At 44.6% G+C, this 16,368-nt stretch carries 16 protein-coding genes; 6 read left to right on the top strand and 10 right to left on the bottom strand.

Going from position 1 to position 16,368, the window contains the following annotated elements:
* Positions 1–188: 188 nt before the first annotated feature.
* The 10 genes from MHH56_RS31855 to MHH56_RS31900 form a co-directional block, all read right to left on the bottom strand.
* The gene (locus tag MHH56_RS31855) at positions 189–593 is read right to left on the bottom strand and encodes a GNAT family N-acetyltransferase (RefSeq protein ID WP_339205523.1); all 405 of its coding nucleotides are present in this window, start codon (positions 591–593) and stop codon (positions 189–191) included.
* 18 nt (positions 594–611) lie between these two features.
* Positions 612–1,268, bottom strand: coding sequence for a hypothetical protein (locus tag MHH56_RS31860; RefSeq protein ID WP_339205524.1), 657 nt, complete (start codon positions 1,266–1,268; stop codon positions 612–614).
* Positions 1,265–1,942 (bottom strand): hypothetical protein, encoded by a 678-nt coding sequence (locus tag MHH56_RS31865; protein ID WP_339205525.1) that lies wholly within the window; start codon positions 1,940–1,942, stop codon positions 1,265–1,267. Before MHH56_RS31865 ends, MHH56_RS31860 begins: the two co-directional genes overlap by 4 nt.
* A 27-nt stretch (positions 1,943–1,969) precedes the next feature.
* Positions 1,970–2,143, bottom strand: a complete 174-nt coding sequence (locus MHH56_RS31870) for a hypothetical protein (protein ID WP_339205526.1) — start codon at positions 2,141–2,143, stop codon at positions 1,970–1,972.
* Positions 2,144–2,170: 27 nt separating this feature from the next.
* A complete protein-coding gene (locus MHH56_RS31875) occupies positions 2,171–2,629 on the bottom strand; it encodes a hypothetical protein (RefSeq protein WP_339205527.1) in 459 nt (152 codons plus the stop codon).
* Positions 2,630–2,974: 345 nt separating this feature from the next.
* Positions 2,975–3,418, bottom strand: coding sequence for an NUDIX domain-containing protein (locus MHH56_RS31880; RefSeq protein ID WP_339205528.1), 444 nt, complete (start codon positions 3,416–3,418; stop codon positions 2,975–2,977).
* Positions 3,419–3,445: 27 nt separating this feature from the next.
* Entirely contained in the window at positions 3,446–5,449 is a 2,004-nt protein-coding gene (locus tag MHH56_RS31885) for a translation factor GTPase family protein (protein ID WP_339205529.1), read from the bottom strand.
* A 130-nt stretch (positions 5,450–5,579) separates the two neighbouring features.
* The gene (locus MHH56_RS31890) at positions 5,580–6,113 is read right to left on the bottom strand and encodes a YceI family protein (RefSeq protein ID WP_339205530.1); all 534 of its coding nucleotides are present in this window, start codon (positions 6,111–6,113) and stop codon (positions 5,580–5,582) included.
* Positions 6,114–6,310: 197 nt separating this feature from the next.
* Positions 6,311–7,714: an MATE family efflux transporter gene (locus MHH56_RS31895; RefSeq protein ID WP_339205531.1), complete on the bottom strand. Its 1,404-nt coding sequence runs from the start codon at positions 7,712–7,714 to the stop codon at positions 6,311–6,313.
* A 454-nt stretch (positions 7,715–8,168) separates the two neighbouring features.
* On the bottom strand, positions 8,169–8,387 hold the full coding sequence (locus MHH56_RS31900; RefSeq protein WP_339205532.1) for a hypothetical protein: 219 nt from the start codon (positions 8,385–8,387) through the stop codon (positions 8,169–8,171).
* Between the two features lie 284 nt (positions 8,388–8,671).
* Between MHH56_RS31900 and MHH56_RS31905 the strand changes: the two genes are divergently transcribed.
* From MHH56_RS31905 to MHH56_RS31930, 6 genes are all read left to right on the top strand, one after another.
* Complete coding sequence (locus MHH56_RS31905) at positions 8,672–9,433, top strand: hypothetical protein (RefSeq protein ID WP_339205533.1); 762 nt, start codon at positions 8,672–8,674, stop codon at positions 9,431–9,433.
* 138 nt (positions 9,434–9,571) lie between these two features.
* Entirely contained in the window at positions 9,572–10,075 is a 504-nt protein-coding gene (locus MHH56_RS31910) for a hypothetical protein (protein WP_339205534.1), read from the top strand.
* A 210-nt stretch (positions 10,076–10,285) separates the two neighbouring features.
* Positions 10,286–10,771, top strand: coding sequence for a hypothetical protein (locus MHH56_RS31915; RefSeq protein ID WP_339205535.1), 486 nt, complete (start codon positions 10,286–10,288; stop codon positions 10,769–10,771).
* 167 nt (positions 10,772–10,938) lie between these two features.
* Entirely contained in the window at positions 10,939–13,206 is a 2,268-nt protein-coding gene (locus MHH56_RS31920; RefSeq protein WP_339205536.1) for a PAS domain S-box protein, read from the top strand.
* A 145-nt stretch (positions 13,207–13,351) separates the two neighbouring features.
* Entirely contained in the window at positions 13,352–14,947 is a 1,596-nt protein-coding gene (locus tag MHH56_RS31925; protein ID WP_339205537.1) for a histidine kinase N-terminal 7TM domain-containing protein, read from the top strand.
* Positions 14,948–14,983: 36 nt separating this feature from the next.
* Positions 14,984–16,351, top strand: coding sequence for a TrkH family potassium uptake protein (locus MHH56_RS31930; RefSeq protein WP_339205538.1), 1,368 nt, complete (start codon positions 14,984–14,986; stop codon positions 16,349–16,351).
* Positions 16,352–16,368: the final 17 nt, after the last annotated feature.

Raw genomic sequence — 16,368 nt, forward strand, 5'->3', positions numbered from 1 at the left:
AAGCTAATAACTCTCCTTCATCATGACAGAAGCGAATGGTTTGGCCTAACTTGCGATGTTTGCGCCCAGTGAAAAAAAAAGAGCCCTTATGGGCTCCCTCAAATGGCGTGTTGTCTCATACCGTAAAATATCGTCATGAAAGCACCTTCGTGCTCCGCTTAACTCTGTATTTATAGAGTATCCGTTTGTTAGCGAGGCCTTCTATTCATAAAACGTTCCGTGTTTTTCATAAAGCCATACTTTTCGTATAGTCCATGACCATCGAGCGTACCAAGCAGACCCATCATTCCTTCAAACTGCTCGGTTATCACTTCTACTAATTTCTTCCCTAGCCCGGTGCCTCTATATTCCTCATCGACAAAAACGTCGCATAGGTAATACATAGTCGCAAAGTCCGTCACTACACGAGCAAAACCAATCTGCTTGTCCCCATCATAAACGCCAAAGCAGACCGAGTTATTTATAGATTTTTCTATTACTTCCAATGATCTTTTATTCGCCCAGTAGCTCCTAGCTAAAAAGCTGCATATGGTGTCGATATTAAGCATTGATTTATCATCGCTTATTACAAACCGGTCATACAATAGCTCCATATTAACACCCAACCTCCCTTATCCTTTTAGAAAATCAGAAGCCTTATTTTCGTGAAGCCAACTGATCATAAAATCAAACAACTCTACAGAATACGTGTGTTCTTGGGGTCTTGAGGGCATTGTCTCAACAATTTGTTGTACATTATTTTCAATCGATACGGATTCAATGAAACTGACCAAACCCGGAATAAATGAATTTAAGGCTTCAAAATAGTGCCTTTGCGGTTCAATAAATGTTAAATTCATTTCAAACCCGCTGCGCCCCCTAGTTGCATCACCCTCTTTGCGTTTACGCAGCTCAGCCTCATTTATGTTCAATAGGTAATACTTATCTGGAAAGCCAAGCTTACGGGCAAGCAATTGCTTACGGAAATAATCCGTTAGGAACTCAAGCGACTGTCCGCCAAAGAGAGTAAACCCAAAAGCCCAGTTGTACCAGAAAGGCTGAAATAGATCGATATCAATAACAACGAAACGATGCGCCTTACTCTTCTCCTGTGCTATTCTAAAGCGATCAAGCTGACGCTCAAAAAACCATTCAGGATACTCGATTTCTGGGCGTTTCCACAACGTATTCACTTCGGGAATATGATAACCACCGTATTTTAATGCTAACGCGCTTGAGGTGGTCGTCTTGCCAACTGCACTTGCACCTTCCATATGTATAATTGTCATGAAAGCACCTTCACATTCCGCTTAACTCTGCGTTTATAGAAAATCCATGAGATAAATAGCGATTCCTCTGCTTTATGGCTTGCAACCTTATCTATGAAGTAAAAATCTTGGGGATCTACCTCTATTTTTGTAATAGGCAGCACCGGCGATTCACTAATCCACTCCTCAAAAGACACGACAGAATGACTAACCATTTTGAACGTATCCTGTGGTAAAATGTACACCATTCCGCTCGTCCAAGGTGCTTTATTCTTAGTCTCGCTAGTGATAGAGAAGAAATAATAGTTCTGACATGCCTTCACTTTTAAACAAGCATTTCGAAAGTTGCCAACCACTTTACTCCGATCAAATACCGCATAAAACAACGGCCAAATGCCATCTTTTGTGCCAAATATGGCTTCTACATATTTACCGTTAAAAAGCGTCTGCTTTCTTAACTCGAATTGTTCAATATTTTTATGATTTGACCCGTGCATTATGACTGGTTTCGTCATTGCAATATACTGAACAAAACGGAATTTGGGAAATGTGCTGGCGTACATTATTTCAGATTTATTGCGGACAGCATCGGAATACAATCTTTCATATTCATTGACCTCGTCCTCTGAGAACTTAAATACAGGAGAGCGATAAAATAGAAATCCCAGCAGCACTGATACTACCTTGCTTACCATACAATTCCCTCTATTCGGACTGAGCCATTATTTTTTCACACTTCTTATGAAGGTATTGCCCACAACAAGCGTAACGGCGATGACAACAATAATTACTAGAGTATCTTCAGTATCATGCACACGATGGGTTAAATCGAACAGATACCCCAATTCGAAAAACAGGATAACTACCCATATCGCAAAATAATGTTTTGTGCTCATCGTATCAGCCTCTTTTCTCAAAACAAGTTATTTAGTAAAATCATTCTCGCTTTGCTTCCAATTATTTTTCACAAACAAAAAAGCGATAAGCAACAAAAATAGACCGCCGATATAAAACAGCACTGTCTTTAAATGAAATGCTTTGCCTTCATATTCGCTCCCATACGCTGCCTTAATGAAAGAACCATCGTCCTGCTTAATCGCAATGGCCTCCTTTAACGATATACCCTTAATTTCGTAGTATTCCGTTCCTTTCGGATAAACGTTTGAGAAATTGCCAGAGTACGTTCCTTCTTTGTCTGAATAGGAAGTAACCTTACCGATTTTAGCGCCAATCTGTGCGGATTCCACCTGAGTATCTGAAATAATGTAAGACTTGCCGTCGTTCACAACGAAACGATACGCCCAATCCGCATGAGCAGTCCCTAACGCAATAAATGAACTTACCGCGAAAAAAACGCTAATTAAAAACATAAACTTCCTCATTTGGTTTCACCTGCCTATATTGTATCTTATTATGATGAAAAGATAGAGAGAGAGTTGCATGAGAATCATAATAAACAAATAAAGGGGCTGTCTCAGAAGTAGGATTGCCTACGCTTGAAACAGACCCTGCTTTGTTTTTATCGCTTACGAACCTAATCACTCTTATTTAAACCATTTGTAAGGAATTAAAATTGCAACGAACTCCAGAATCGTTATTTTGCGAAAAATAGATCATAACGCCTTACATGGCATGCTATAACGTCAATTAGGTTCGTTAAAATTAAACAAACGTAGTTTTTTGCATAATAAGCATAGTACAGTTCGTTAGAGCAATGATCTTGGGCTTTATGTTGTGAATATCTGAGAGGCAGCTTCTTCCGCATAATTTAATATAAGTATACGTTGACCATGCCCCTCTATTTGATTCACAACTTGTTTAGCCGTTTCGAAATTAAAGGTGACGCGCCCTGTGGTCTCAAATCCTTCCGGCATCGGAACGAAGCGATGAACCTTCGCGACAACAAATACGGTATACGTATCTGTTTCCGTCCAATACCAGCAGGCAACAGGTATTCTCTCCGGCATCAGCAGCAGTCCGGCTTCCTCCACCGTCTCCCGATCTAGCGCCTCGTCGATGCTCTCGCCCGGTTCAATTCTTCCGCCAACTGTCGTTAGCGTCTGCTCGTTGCGATCCCACACCATCATGATAGAGCCATCCTCGAGTAAAGGAATACTATGTATGCCAGCGATTCTTTTATCCGTCGGAAGCTCATTCACTCTCTTCAACATAAAATCCTCTCCTTCTACTTCTTGCGGCTATGAGCTGGAAAGCGCATTTCGAACAGCTAATATATATTTTGACTGATCCAGCGGATTGACGCCTCGTCTTACCCGTTCCGCCTTTACATCAGGCGGACATTCGCGATATCCGGCGAAGAAGGTTGCTAGCGCACCTCTGCCCTTGGTAAGCGATCCAAATCTCGCAGGAAACTCGAGCGACGTAGCAACAGGAATGATCCCTTCAATTTCCATTCTCTCCTGCCTGACGACTGGCGTATCAAACTCACCTCGCATTAGAATGAGCTCGTTCATCAGCTTGCCGCCCGTCTCTTCTGGGGCAGAGAGGCGGAAGGACAGCATTGGCTCCAGCAGCTTTACTCCAATACGCGACAAGCCATCCATAATGCCCATCGGTGTTGCGACTGCAAAATCTAGCGGATGCGTATGCCATACATGATGTTCACCCTCAACGAGAGTAACCTTTATATCCGTTACCTCCCAGCCAAAGAGCCCCTGCTGAAGCGCTTCGGGCACGCTTCTTGCCACCTCGTTCTGATAGCGGTCAAGCAGCCGCTCTGATCGGACAACGGAGCTAAACGTTATCCCGCTCCCGCGCTCACCAGGCTCAATATGAAACCGTAGAATTGCCCAGCATGGCTTCGGCATCGTATAGGCAATGAAACCCTCGCCTGATTGAGCAGGCGTCTCTTTATAGATAACCGATGGCTGATCGAATTCAGCCTTTAAGCCGTACCGATTGTTCAGCACATGCGTGAGCACCTCAATCTGAATCGGCCCCATGACTTTCAGGTGCAGCTCGCGCTGCTCCTGCAGCCACTGCAAATCGAGCAGCGGATCTTCATCCGCAAGCTCATGCAGCGCCGCAACGACAGCCGGATATTCGGCTTCGTTGCTCCAGCGCACCTGTACCGTCAGCAGCGGAACAGCCATCCGCGTCTCACCGGGCACAAACTCGGCGCTGCCTATAATGTCGCCAATGCGCGCCTGAGTCCAGCCGCAAACCGCTGCAATATCGCCTGCCGCGAGCAGCCCTACATCCTCGGCCTTTTGCCCATCGATTTTGCGAATCTGCGTAATTTTCTCTTCGATCTGCTGCGTCTCATTATAGACGGAATCACGATTGCGAATCACCCCGCTGTACAGGCGGACATAGGCGATTCTGCCCATCGCTGCATCGCGCTCAATACGGAAGACGACGCCCGACACCGGACCGTCTGAGACAATTTGGGGCGGCGGCAGCAGTGTAATCATCGCTTGCATGAGAGGCTCGATGCCTATCCCACGATTCGATGCGCCAAAAAGAATTGGAAATAATTCACCACGCTGCGTAAGCGCAGGCAGCAGTTGATTCAGTTCTGCTTTGGGCAGTGTGCCGCTGTCCAAATATTGAAGAAGCAACGATTCATCTTGCTCTGCCACGGCTTCCTCCAGCAGTTGCAAATAACGCTGCGCTTCCTCTGTCTCACTCCCTGATATTCCCGAAACGAGTAGGCTAACTGCACCGCTGAAACTATCCTCGATACCAAGTGGAGCCTGAACTGGCGCTGCTTGATTGGATAACAAACGCTTAATTTGCTGGATCGTTCCTATTGGATCTGCACCGATTCGGTCCAGCTTGTTCACGTAAATAAGCGTTGGAATGTTTCGTTCTCGCAGTGCATGCCATATGACTTCTGTCTGTGCCTGCACACCCTCCACTGCCGACAGAATAAGCACCGCTCCATCCATGACGCGCAGTGATCGTTCGACCTCAGAGAGAAAATCGACGTGCCCCGGTGTATCGACCAGGTTGATCGTTACCCCTTGCCAAGTAAAACGGGTTGCAGCTGCACGTACTGATATGCCTCTTGAGCGTTCCACTTCTAGAAAATCCGTCTGTGACGTGCCTGCATCCACGCTGCCAAGCGAACGAATGCGACCGCTATGGAATAAAATCTGCTCTGTTGTGGTCGTCTTCCCCGCATCAACGTGAGCAAATATTCCGATGTTCCTTATATGTGTTGAAGCATTTGGCTCCATATTGCATATCCCCTTACTCTCACTAGCTGTTCCTTTACTTATCCTACCGCTGAAAGCGTTTTACAGCAACAAAAAACGACCCACCGGGCAAATGCCCGATGAGCCGTTAATAAATATGCTTCTTAATCCATTAGCCTTGATGAATCGCTTCAATATCGATTGAAATCTTCACTTCGTCGCCAATGAGCACGCCGCCCGTTTCAAGAGCAGCATTATACGTTAAGCCGTAGTCGCTGCGTTTCAGGCTGCCCGTCGCGCTAAAGCCTACTTTATCGTTGCCCCAAGGATCTTTGCCTGCGCCTTCGAAGCTGACTGCAAATTTCTCGGAACGTGTCACGCCATGAAGGCTCACATCGCCAACAACGGAATATTCGCCGTCGTCTGTTTTTGTGATTGCTGTTGCAGTAAATATAAGCTTCGGAAACTGCTCGATATCAAAAAAATCATTGTTGCGCAAATGTGCGTCACGATCCTTGTTGCGTGTGTCCACGCTATCAAGATCAATCATAAGCTGGATATCAGCTGAAGTCAGGTCATGCGCATCAGCGGAAATATTGGCTTCAAACGCATGAAAAGTACCTTTTACTTTTGCGATCATCATATGCTTTACCGAGAAATCGATGCTGCTGTGCGTGGAATCAACCGTCCATTGTGATTTTGCCATTTTAAAATTCCTCCAATAAAAATATTAACTTACTTTTTAAAACTTACTAACTTATATTATGTATATTTATATCTTATTGCGTAATCCTATTTATGTCAATTGCATTTACAAAAAAAAAGACACCAGTGAAGTGGTTAAACTTCTCTGGTGTCCATTATTCCTTATGATTTGAGCAAGCAGCATTGCCTCAGCTCATCTTAACCCTGCAAAACTGCGGATTTCTCCTTATTATCACGCTTAACGAGCCCATATTTCTCCCATTTTCTACTCTTCCAGCGGAAAAACATAATAACGGCTCGCAGCCATTCATCTGCTGCAATCGCCAGCCAAATACCAGCGAGGCCCAGATCAAGCTGGAATACGAAGAAGTAGCCAAGCGGCAAGCTCATTGCGACCATAGAACCCATTCCGATATACAGAGGGTACTTTGCATCGCCTGATGCACGCAGTGAGTTGATAAGCACGATATTAATCGTACGGCCAGTCTCCAGCACGATGCTCAGCAGGAGCACATTTATGCCCAGCCGAACAATTTCCTCATCGTCCGTAAACATTCGCATGAGCGGCTCGCGGAACAAAATAACGAGCAATACGGCAAGCAAGGTTACGGCACTTGCCCAGCGCACGCTTTTCCATACTTGACGGTAGGCAATCGTTTGCTCGCCTGCACCAACCATCCTGCCTACGATGATCGCAGTACCCATGCCAATTGCGAAGGCAAACAGATACGTAAACATCGAAATGTTATTCGCATAGTTTTTCGCCGCCAAGGAGGCCGCGCCAAGATACGTAGCATAATACAAAAATACGATTTGGCATGCCTGATACATCACTTGCTCCAATGCAGACGGAATGCCGATTCTCAGTATTTTAAGAATATACTCCTTGGACAATGCAATATAATACTTGATTTCAATCCGTACTGACATAATCCGGTACAGCATCCAGAAGAAGACGATGAGCGCTAAACCACGGCTAATGACCGATGACAGCGCCGCACCTTGAACTCCCATCTCCGGAAATCCGAATTTCCCGAAAATAAGCAAATAGTTTCCGATAATATGAACGATATTCATGCCAAGCGATACGAACATCGCTTCCTTTGTAAAACCGTGTACACGAATAATGGCAGATATCGAGTTGATGATAGCTTGAAGGAAAATCATGCCGCCTACAATGGCTAAATAGCTTTTCGCATGTTCAAGTATTTCACCTTGCAAATTTAACGTTTGCAGCAAATGTCCGCCGAACAACACGAACATGAGGCTTATAAAAATCCCGACTACTAGATTGAGCGAGATTGCGAGCGCTGATATTTTGGCAGCTTCTACATACTTGCGAGAACCGATATATTGCGCAACGACTATGGATGCCCCGTTGCCGATTACCTCTAATAGTAAGATTGCTATATGCAAATATTGATTTGATGCACCAACGCCGGATACCGCATTATCCGAAATTGCACTCAGCATCAGCGTATCTGCAATACCCATCAGCATAAACAAAAAGATTTCTAAAAATATGGGCCATGTCAGAAAAAATAAGCTTAAGCCCTTCTGATCCTTTTGCCCTGTTCCATTACCAGCCTCTGCTGTTGTCATGCTGTCACCTGCTTCTATTATAAAAAGTAAAACACAAGGTATCGTAGCATATAAAATAGCTTATTGCACGTTAGAATCGTGCCTTTACATAAATATTTTTTTTGTATTTCTTCTACTAAAACAATCTTCCTATGATGCCGAGTCGCTGCCTTTTTAGAAGCAGAAGATTCACAGTTAGAAAGAAAAATCAACTATTAAACATGTTATAATTAGTGTCTCAATTTATTCAACGATACAGTAACAAATAAGGAGTGTACCTCATGAATTCAATATTGTTTATTGCAGCGTGGGCTATAGTTGGCATTTCTATTGGCGGTTTAATCGTGGTTTTTAAAAATAGATCTAAGAAATAAGTATAATCCAGCCTTCTTTACAATAAAAAAAGACTGTGCTTGGGTCGCCATAGCAACCTAAGAACAGTCTTTCTCTTTATAATATAAAATGATAGATATCATTATTGCTCTTCAGACTCTTCCTCAGCTGCTTCTTCTTCAGCTGACTCTTCTTCTGCTTCCTCAGAGGATTCTTCCTCCGTAGCTGCAGCAGCTTCTTCCACTTCTTCTTCCAGTTCAGCCTCAACAGCTTCTACTACTTCTTCAGCTGGAGCCTCTTCCGAAATCAGTTCAGCGGTTTCTTCCACGCCTTCTTGAACTACTTCTTCTTCTTGGCTCATGTTTATTCACCTCCTACTTCTTATTACCTTAATTGTAGCGCTTTCATAGAACTAAACAAGAGGTGTAAAATGTCGTTTCATAGGAACTATTTCCGCATTTTGTATTGTTCGATTCCATTTGCGCTTCTTCGACTTTTTTTCCCCGCCAGAGGTCTAGTACTTCGTTCCGACTTACGGCGGTTTTGCATAGCAGATGAACTAGATAAGATGTATAACGACTAGTAAAATCGCTTCTATAATATAACTGTATATGGTGCTATCATTACTTTCAGGGGGCTCATTCCATGCATTATTTATTCATTTATTTTGAACTCGGCACGTTAATGCTCTTTGTCGTTTTTTCATTAATAGTTGCTGCCAAAGCATCAAAACTGGCTTATAGCCAAAACGAGCAGCAGCTTAATTACAAAACACGCAAGCTGTTATTTTGGTCTGTTTGCTTAAGCTTCCTTACGTTGGGAATTGCTGCAGCAGATTTAATACTGGCTTCGATGACGCATCCTCAGTTTTGGACACATCGGCTGCTCATTCACACGCCGTTTGCTATCATCCCAGTGCTGCTCATTTGGCTTGGTTCTTACCCAAAAATGCGCAGGCTCATACGGCGAACGAACGCCCGGACTGATAATGCTAATGATGTAGCACGGCGCCGCCAAGCATCCGATCCCGTACTTATTGTTCCCTTTCAGTTAGCACCGCTTTGCTCATTTGCCATGCTTTATTTTGCTTTTATTCCGCCTCATTCATTCCGCTGGTCTTTCGTGACAATGACGACCACCTTCTTTTTGTTTATTGCTTGCATCGTCTGGATGCTTCAAACTCACCGCAACCAGCTTGCAGCGGAGGCACCACCTGTTTACCGCCCTTGGCTGCGCAAATTGCGACATACTGGCGTTCTACTCGTTATTTTAGCCATACTGGGCATTCCCTTTATGATGGCCTTTGAGGGCAATCGCCTGTCTGAGCGGCTAAGCATTATCCCCGACGGAATAGATGAAGCTTTTTCTCTGCATCCCTCGGAGCGACAAATTGTAATCCAGCACTGACTACCCCTATGCAGAGGAGGAGTGAGTACTAGACTTTAGTCCAGCTAACCATTTTACCTACAGCAGGAGGACAGTTAATTTCAATGTATGCTATGCTGAATTCAGCTAATAAAACGTTGATTGGGGTGCAATAAAACAATGAAGCTAAAAACCATTAGCGGGTTTGTCCTCCTGCTGCTCGGAGCTGTATTATTTCTAAACCAAGGCGAAGAATTTGGCCCAGGCAAAATATTTGCTTACTTCTGGCCATCGTTATTCGTCATACCCGTTGGGCTTTTCTTCCACTGGCTGTACTTCTCCATGATTGGCAGACGTGGATCAGGCCTATTAATTCCGGGAGGCATTTTGTTCACTGCAGGTGTCGTTTGTCAGATCGCTATGTTATTCAACAATTGGGGGTACATGTGGCCGGGCTTTATCCTCGCCGTTGCCATTGGCTTGTTTGAATTTTATTGGTTCGGCAATCGGAACAAATGGCTGCTTATTCCCATTAACATTTTGACTGTGTTGTCTATTCTTTTCTTCGCCGTCTTCTCCATTGGCTCCCTCTACAGCAAGTTTTTACTCAGCCAGCCGATCATTGCGATCATCCTTATTCTCTGCGGCGCTGTTATCCTGCTGACGAAGAAGAAAGACATCTAACAACTCCCTCCTATGGTATGGTATAATCACATGCATCGCGAACCTAAGCACATGCTTACGAAGTGGTTTGCTTCGCAAACCTAAGATTATGCTTACGAAGTGGTTTGCTTCGCAAACCTAAGATTATGCTTACGAAGTGGTTTGCTTCGCAAACCTAAGATTATGCTTACGAAGTGGTTTGCTTCGCAAACCTTTAGGAGGAAATAAAAGATGTTGTCTTTTGAACAAAAGCTTGCAATAATTGAAGGCTTTCCTGAATTAGAACGGAAGGATGTTTCTCTTGGCCGCACTAACTTCCATTACGAAGAAAGCGCACATGAGAAAAAGTCGGTCGTGCACCATCTGCATCCGAACGGAAACGGTTATGTTTTCGCTGGCTTAGTTAAAGGTGTAGCAACCGATGACAAAGGCCTAGTCAACATTCGCGATTTCAACGAGGAAGAGCTTCGCTCGCTTATTGAGAAATCGATTCGTTCTCTATCTATCGCACCGCCAGAGAAACCGGAATCAAAGAAAAAGAAAAAGCAAAAAGCACCGCAAGAAGAGCGCTGGATCGGACCGGACAATGCTGTGCTGACCCTGCTGTTCGAAGAAGATCTTTGGTATCTATATGCCGACTTGAATCTGGAATCCGCTTTCGAGACTTACGAGGAAGCTGAGCAGTACTTAGAAGAAGAGCAATTTTCACGCGCCTAGCCGATACATGGCAACGAATGTTTGTTCATAGGTACCAAAATCCGTATTGCTTCATAAAAGGAGAAACGATTGCTGTTTCTCCTTTTTTCTGTGCGTCTAAACAGGATTTTTGTCATTCCGTGTCTAATTGTAAGTAGGAGCATCTTAGACCGTGGGAGGAATTATTTTTGTCGATTAAAGCTAAGCTATCCTTCTCCATATCCATAATAGTAGCTGTCATACTGACACTAAGCACCTTGCTCTATTACTACACAACAAAAACTGAAGCTGAGGCTAATCTAGAAGTTCAGTTTACTAATATTGCAAAGCAAATAAGCAGTACGGTCGAGGCGTCAGAGAACGCCCGCCAGTACATGGAGGACACGCTTGGCGACAAGCTGCGCATTGCCTCTCTAGCGGCAAAGTCACAGCTGGATCCCGAAATTAAAAATGTAACAAATGAGCAGCTCGTAAAGCTTAGCGCTCAGCTTGGCGTCGATCATATTACATTATGGCAGCGCTTTGGAAACGATGTTGTCGCGAAACGTTCCTCAGACCCCAATGAAATTAATATGAGCTCAAAAACCTGGGATTATTGGTATGTTGCCTTTTTACAGCTTTTCGACAAACATGAAGTAAACATTGTGCAAGGTCAGAAGCTCAAAAACTTCTGGTCAGGCCCGTTTAATTTCTCAACGTCGGATCCGTCCGAAATTCGCAAATGGGGCTATTACTATGACGGTTCAACAAACTATATCATCAATCCATACGTCAACGCTCAGGTGCTGCTTGATTTCGACTATACCATTGGGACAGATGCAATCGTTAACAAGATCATTGCCGATCAATCCGATATTCTAGAAGTTACCGGATTCGACCTTGAGTTTTACGGCAAGGACAAAATTATTAAATACAAACAAGGCATTCCCGTTTACAACCTCGACGTTCGAGCCATCCCGTTTGGCGACTATAACTATCAGGATCAATCAAACGATTTTTTAAATATTCAACAAGTCAATAAAACCGGTAAGAGCGTTACCGTCAAAAGAAACATCAATGGCGTTCCCGTTATCAAAAACTTTATCCCGATTAAGACGAACAAAAACTATGTGTTTAGCGTCGTTTTTGATCAGAAAGCGATTCAAAAGCCCGTTAATCAGCTGTTGGTTATGCAATTTGTCATTTCACTTGGACTCGTGCTTATTACGATGATTGCGAGCTATTTCATAGCCGGCTTCATGCTGCGCGGTCTCAATCAAGTTATACGTAAAGTAAATGCGATTGCTGCAGGCGATTTTGGGGAAGTCATAACGATTCGCAGCGAGGATGAATTAGGCTTGCTTGCCTCTCGTGTCGATACGATGGGCAATAATCTAAACCATTATACAACTCAGCTTAAAGCTGCTGCGGAAGAGCTGCAAAGCACGAAGCAGTATTTGGAATCATTCGTCAATCATACATCGGACGCCATTCATGTCACTGATTTGGAAGGCCATGTCATACAGGTCAATATCGCTTTTGAAAAAATGTACGGCTGGAGCCAAGAAGAAGCGCTTGGCATCACGCTTGATAACGTTCCGCGAGACTACTTAAGCTCACACAAAGAGCTTGAGGCTACTGTACTGCGAGGCGGCTCTGTAACGGATTATGAAACTGTGCGCTACAGTAAATCCGGCAAACTCATCGATCTCAGCATTACGATTTCACCTATTCGCGACGAGCTGGGCACCATTATTGCGATTGCCACTATATCTCGGAATATTACTTCGCGCAAACAAACAGAAGAGATCATTAGGCGGTCTGAGAAGCTATCGGTCGTTGGTCAAATTGCTGCGGGCGTGGCGCATGAGGTTCGCAATCCGCTTACGACACTGCGTGGCTTTGTACAGCTGCACAAGCAGACCGGCTCGTTATCGCCAGCTCATCTTGAGATTATGCTTGGCGAGCTCGATCAGATTAATATGATCGTGAGCGAGTTTCTCGTATTCGCTAAGCCGCAGGCCACGATCTATCAGCCTGTGAATATCATCCGCCTCGTTGGCGATATTATGATGCTGCTCGATTCAGAGGCAAAGATGAGCAATGTGCAGCTTGCCCTGCTTGCGGAAGCCGAGCTTCCTGAGGTGATTGGCGAGGCTAATCAGCTGAAGCAGGTTTTCGTAAATATTATGAAAAACGGCATTGAATCGATGACCAGCGGCGGCGTGCTCTCCGTGAAGGTGGCGTGTGATGCAAATCGAGTAATCATCCTGCAATTTATCGATCAAGGCTGCGGAATTGCCGAGAGTGATTTGCTTCGCCTAGGAGAGCCTTTCTTTACGAATAAAACGAGCGGAAATGGTCTCGGCCTTATGGTAAGCCAACAGATTATCGCTGCGCATAAGGGTACCATTGTGTTCCACAGCGAGCTCGGCTCAGGCACCTGCGTTGAAATATCATTGCCAACGGACAGCTAGGATAACGACCTTGCTGTCCGGTTTTATATTATTTTGTAGAAAATTAAGCTACTATGGTAAAATGTGTCCGTAGCCTATTACCCATCCATAGTTTTATTTAATAAGTACGTATTATCATTCCGCTACATTGGGAGTCGCTTATGTCATGACTATGAATTCCCCTATGTCACAGTACATTATTATTGTCATTATTTCAGGCGTTCTTAGCGTGCTGCTTGCCATATATGCTTATTACAACAAGAATAAATTTTCAGGCATGAGCGTGTTTATGTGGATGACCGTTCTATCAGCCGTATACACCTTTGCTTTCGCATTTGAGCTTGCCAGCGATTCGCTTCAAGAAATCCGCTTTTGGTTAAACATTGAATATATAGGCATGCCCTTTATCGCTCCTTGCAGCCTCCTGCTCATCATGCACTATGTTGGGCTAAATAAATTCGATACGTTCAAAAAATCATGGGTCTTATTCGTTATTCCTGCCATAACGCTGCTCATGGTCACTACCAACGAATATCATAATCTCTTTTATAAAAACTTATATTTGCGGCCTCATGTTGCTACAACAGTGGTGGATGTAGTGCCTGGTATCTGGTATTACGTACATGGCGGATACACTTTTGGATCTATGCTCGCCAGCTTGTTTATATTGGCGCGTCATTGGCAGAAGACAAAATCCATTTATCGCAAGCAAATGCTCACACTGGCAGTAGGCATTTCGCTCCCTATGTTAGGGGCGCTTATGTATGTCCTTGGTCAAACTCCGCTTGGGATGGACCCTGTTCCGATTCTTATGTGTGTGACATCCATATTGTATGTCACATCCATATTCTCGACTGCGCTGCTGACCGTTGCGCCTATCGCGCGGGAACATATCTTTGAGAGTATGCGCGACGGCGTTCTCGTTCTTAATTTAGAAAATCAAATCATGGACTTTAATGGCGCAGCCACAACGATTATTCCTGCGCTTACTCCTTTAGCGATTGGCCAGAAGCTGGATCACATTTGGAAGCGCGGAGCCGAATCAGGCGCCTTTTCCTTCGGAATGGACGAAACCGGAGAGTACGAGCAGGAGTTCAAATGGATTCGAGGCGGGGAAACGTTCTACTACCGGATAAGAGCCTCCAACCTATTAAAGCCAAATGGCCAGCTTGCTGGCAGAACCATCGTGATGATCGATGTGACGGAATACACGCTGCTTCAGAATAAGCTGCGCCATCTCGCGGAAATTGATGGGCTTACTTCTATTTATAATCGAACCTTCTTTATGGAAAAAAGCAGACAGCTTCTTTCCTCTGCCCATCAAACGAAGCAGCCGCTTTCGTTTATTTTGTTTGATATCGATTATTTCAAACAAATCAACGACCGTTATGGGCATAGCTTAGGCGATTTTGCATTACAGCATGTCGTAATGATTTGCCAACAAACGCTCCCTGCTGATGCCTTATTCGGACGTTATGGCGGAGAAGAGTTCGCTATAAGCTTGCCGAATACATCACTTATACAAGCTGGTCAAATCGCTGAGCAGCTCCGTGCAGCCATTGCCGGAAATCCGCTCTACAGCGCGGCTAGAGCGATATCCATAACCGCTAGTTTCGGGGTCGCTGAGGCAATATCCGCCGATGTTCCGCTTGAAGCGCTATTAAGTGAAGCAGACGTGGCACTCTACCAATCCAAGCATAGCGGAAGAAACGCTGTGCACTTATCCAATCAGGACCATGTACATGCAAATCAACAAAAATAACCATACTAGCATGAAAGAGATAGGTGGGATGACTTCATGTTTAAATTTGCCGCCTTGCGCGACATATTGCGTTTTCGGCCAAGTCCTCCGCAAGTGATGACCTTCGGCTTTATATTTCTTATATTGATTGGCGCCGAGCTCTTATCGCAGCCTATATCTTATTCGAATGACGTTTCACTTTCTTATCTGGACGCTTTGTTTATGTCCACCAGCGCAATTTGCGTAACAGGACTTACTGTATTAAATCCCGGCACTCATTTTTCCACATTCGGTCAGGTTGTCATCATCGCATTAGCCCAAATCGGCGGATTAGGTTTTATGACGATGGCAACCTTATTTGCTTTGCTGTTTCGCAAGCGCATTTCGTTTCGGGAGCGGCTCGTGCTGCAAGAATCCATGAACTATGGTTCGACAGAAGGCATCGTACGCATGATTCGTAAAGTTCTACTCTACGCTCTAGTCATCGAGTTAACCGGAGCGGTACTGCTTAGCAGCTATTTCATGCTGGAAATGCCGGTCGGGAAGTCGATTTATTTTGGCATTTTCCATAGTATTTCTTTTTTCAACAATGCTGGCTTTGATTTGTTTTCCCAATTTCCCGAACGGGCAAGCAGTCTCATCCATTACGTGGAGGACCCGTTTGTAAATATCGTATCGATGCTGCTGATCTTTTTTGGCGGAATCGGGTTTATCGTCATATCAGAGCTCGTGAACTATCCAAAAAACAGAAAGCTCAGCTTACATAGCAAGGTTGTCTTATCAGTTACCGGCCTTCTCACCGTAGTTGGCGCGATTGTTATTTTTGCCTTGGAGTTTTCCAATTCCAGTACGCTTCACCCGCTATCCGCAATTGGAAAAGTTTTTGGCGCCTTGTTCCAATCGGTTACAGCTCGTTCAGCTGGTTTAAGTACGGTTGATCCCAGCATGCTGCGAGAGGTTACACAGTTTTTCATCATCCTGCTTATGTTTATCGGCGCGGGCCCCGGCTCAACGGGCGGCGGTATTCGTGTAACGACCTTCGCTATTCTCATTGGAGCAATCGTAGCGATGATGAGGGGAAAAGAAGATGTCGTCTTGTTCCGTTATCGCATTTCCAAAACCCAAATTCATCAAGCTATTATGTTCACCATGATTGCGTTCTCGATTATTTGCGGGGCGACCATGCTCCTCTCCATCACGGAGACAGGGTCTTTTCTTGCCATATTGTTTGAAGCGACCTCAGCCTACTGTACGGTGGGCATGTCAGCAGGACTAACGAGCCACTTGAGCGAAATCGGAAAAATTATTATTATTTTGCTTATGTTTATCGGACGGCTAGGGCCTGTCACGTTGGCCTTTGCGCTTAACACACGTACCAAAAAAGAGCTCTACCGCTACCCTGAAGGTAAGATCACGATTGGGTAAGCTCGCATTTGCATCAA

It is taken from the genome of Paenibacillus sp. FSL K6-3182 (genome assembly GCF_037976325.1).
GTDB lineage: Bacteria > Bacillota > Bacilli > Paenibacillales > Paenibacillaceae > Pristimantibacillus.

What these genes read in the sequence shown, in the direction of transcription:
- MHH56_RS31875 (WP_339205527.1), bottom strand. Translation starts at nt 2,629, where the DNA reads ATGAGGAAGTTTATGTTTTTAATTAGCGTTTTTTTCGCGGTAAGTTCA.
- MHH56_RS31915 (WP_339205535.1), top strand. Translation starts at nt 10,286, where the DNA reads ATGTTGTCTTTTGAACAAAAGCTTGCAATAATTGAAGGCTTTCCTGAA.
- MHH56_RS31905 (WP_339205533.1), top strand. Translation starts at nt 8,672, where the DNA reads ATGCATTATTTATTCATTTATTTTGAACTCGGCACGTTAATGCTCTTT.
- MHH56_RS31865 (WP_339205525.1), bottom strand. Translation starts at nt 1,942, where the DNA reads ATGGTAAGCAAGGTAGTATCAGTGCTGCTGGGATTTCTATTTTATCGC.
- MHH56_RS31895 (WP_339205531.1), bottom strand. Translation starts at nt 7,714, where the DNA reads ATGACAACAGCAGAGGCTGGTAATGGAACAGGGCAAAAGGATCAGAAG.
- MHH56_RS31890 (WP_339205530.1), bottom strand. Translation starts at nt 6,113, where the DNA reads ATGGCAAAATCACAATGGACGGTTGATTCCACGCACAGCAGCATCGAT.
- MHH56_RS31925 (WP_339205537.1), top strand. Translation starts at nt 13,352, where the DNA reads ATGACTATGAATTCCCCTATGTCACAGTACATTATTATTGTCATTATT.
- MHH56_RS31855 (WP_339205523.1), bottom strand. Translation starts at nt 593, where the DNA reads ATGGAGCTATTGTATGACCGGTTTGTAATAAGCGATGATAAATCAATG.
- MHH56_RS31930 (WP_339205538.1), top strand. Translation starts at nt 14,984, where the DNA reads ATGTTTAAATTTGCCGCCTTGCGCGACATATTGCGTTTTCGGCCAAGT.
- MHH56_RS31860 (WP_339205524.1), bottom strand. Translation starts at nt 1,268, where the DNA reads ATGACAATTATACATATGGAAGGTGCAAGTGCAGTTGGCAAGACGACC.
- MHH56_RS31910 (WP_339205534.1), top strand. Translation starts at nt 9,572, where the DNA reads ATGAAGCTAAAAACCATTAGCGGGTTTGTCCTCCTGCTGCTCGGAGCT.
- MHH56_RS31870 (WP_339205526.1), bottom strand. Translation starts at nt 2,143, where the DNA reads ATGAGCACAAAACATTATTTTGCGATATGGGTAGTTATCCTGTTTTTC.
- MHH56_RS31880 (WP_339205528.1), bottom strand. Translation starts at nt 3,418, where the DNA reads ATGTTGAAGAGAGTGAATGAGCTTCCGACGGATAAAAGAATCGCTGGC.
- MHH56_RS31900 (WP_339205532.1), bottom strand. Translation starts at nt 8,387, where the DNA reads ATGAGCCAAGAAGAAGAAGTAGTTCAAGAAGGCGTGGAAGAAACCGCT.
- MHH56_RS31885 (WP_339205529.1), bottom strand. Translation starts at nt 5,449, where the DNA reads ATGGAGCCAAATGCTTCAACACATATAAGGAACATCGGAATATTTGCT.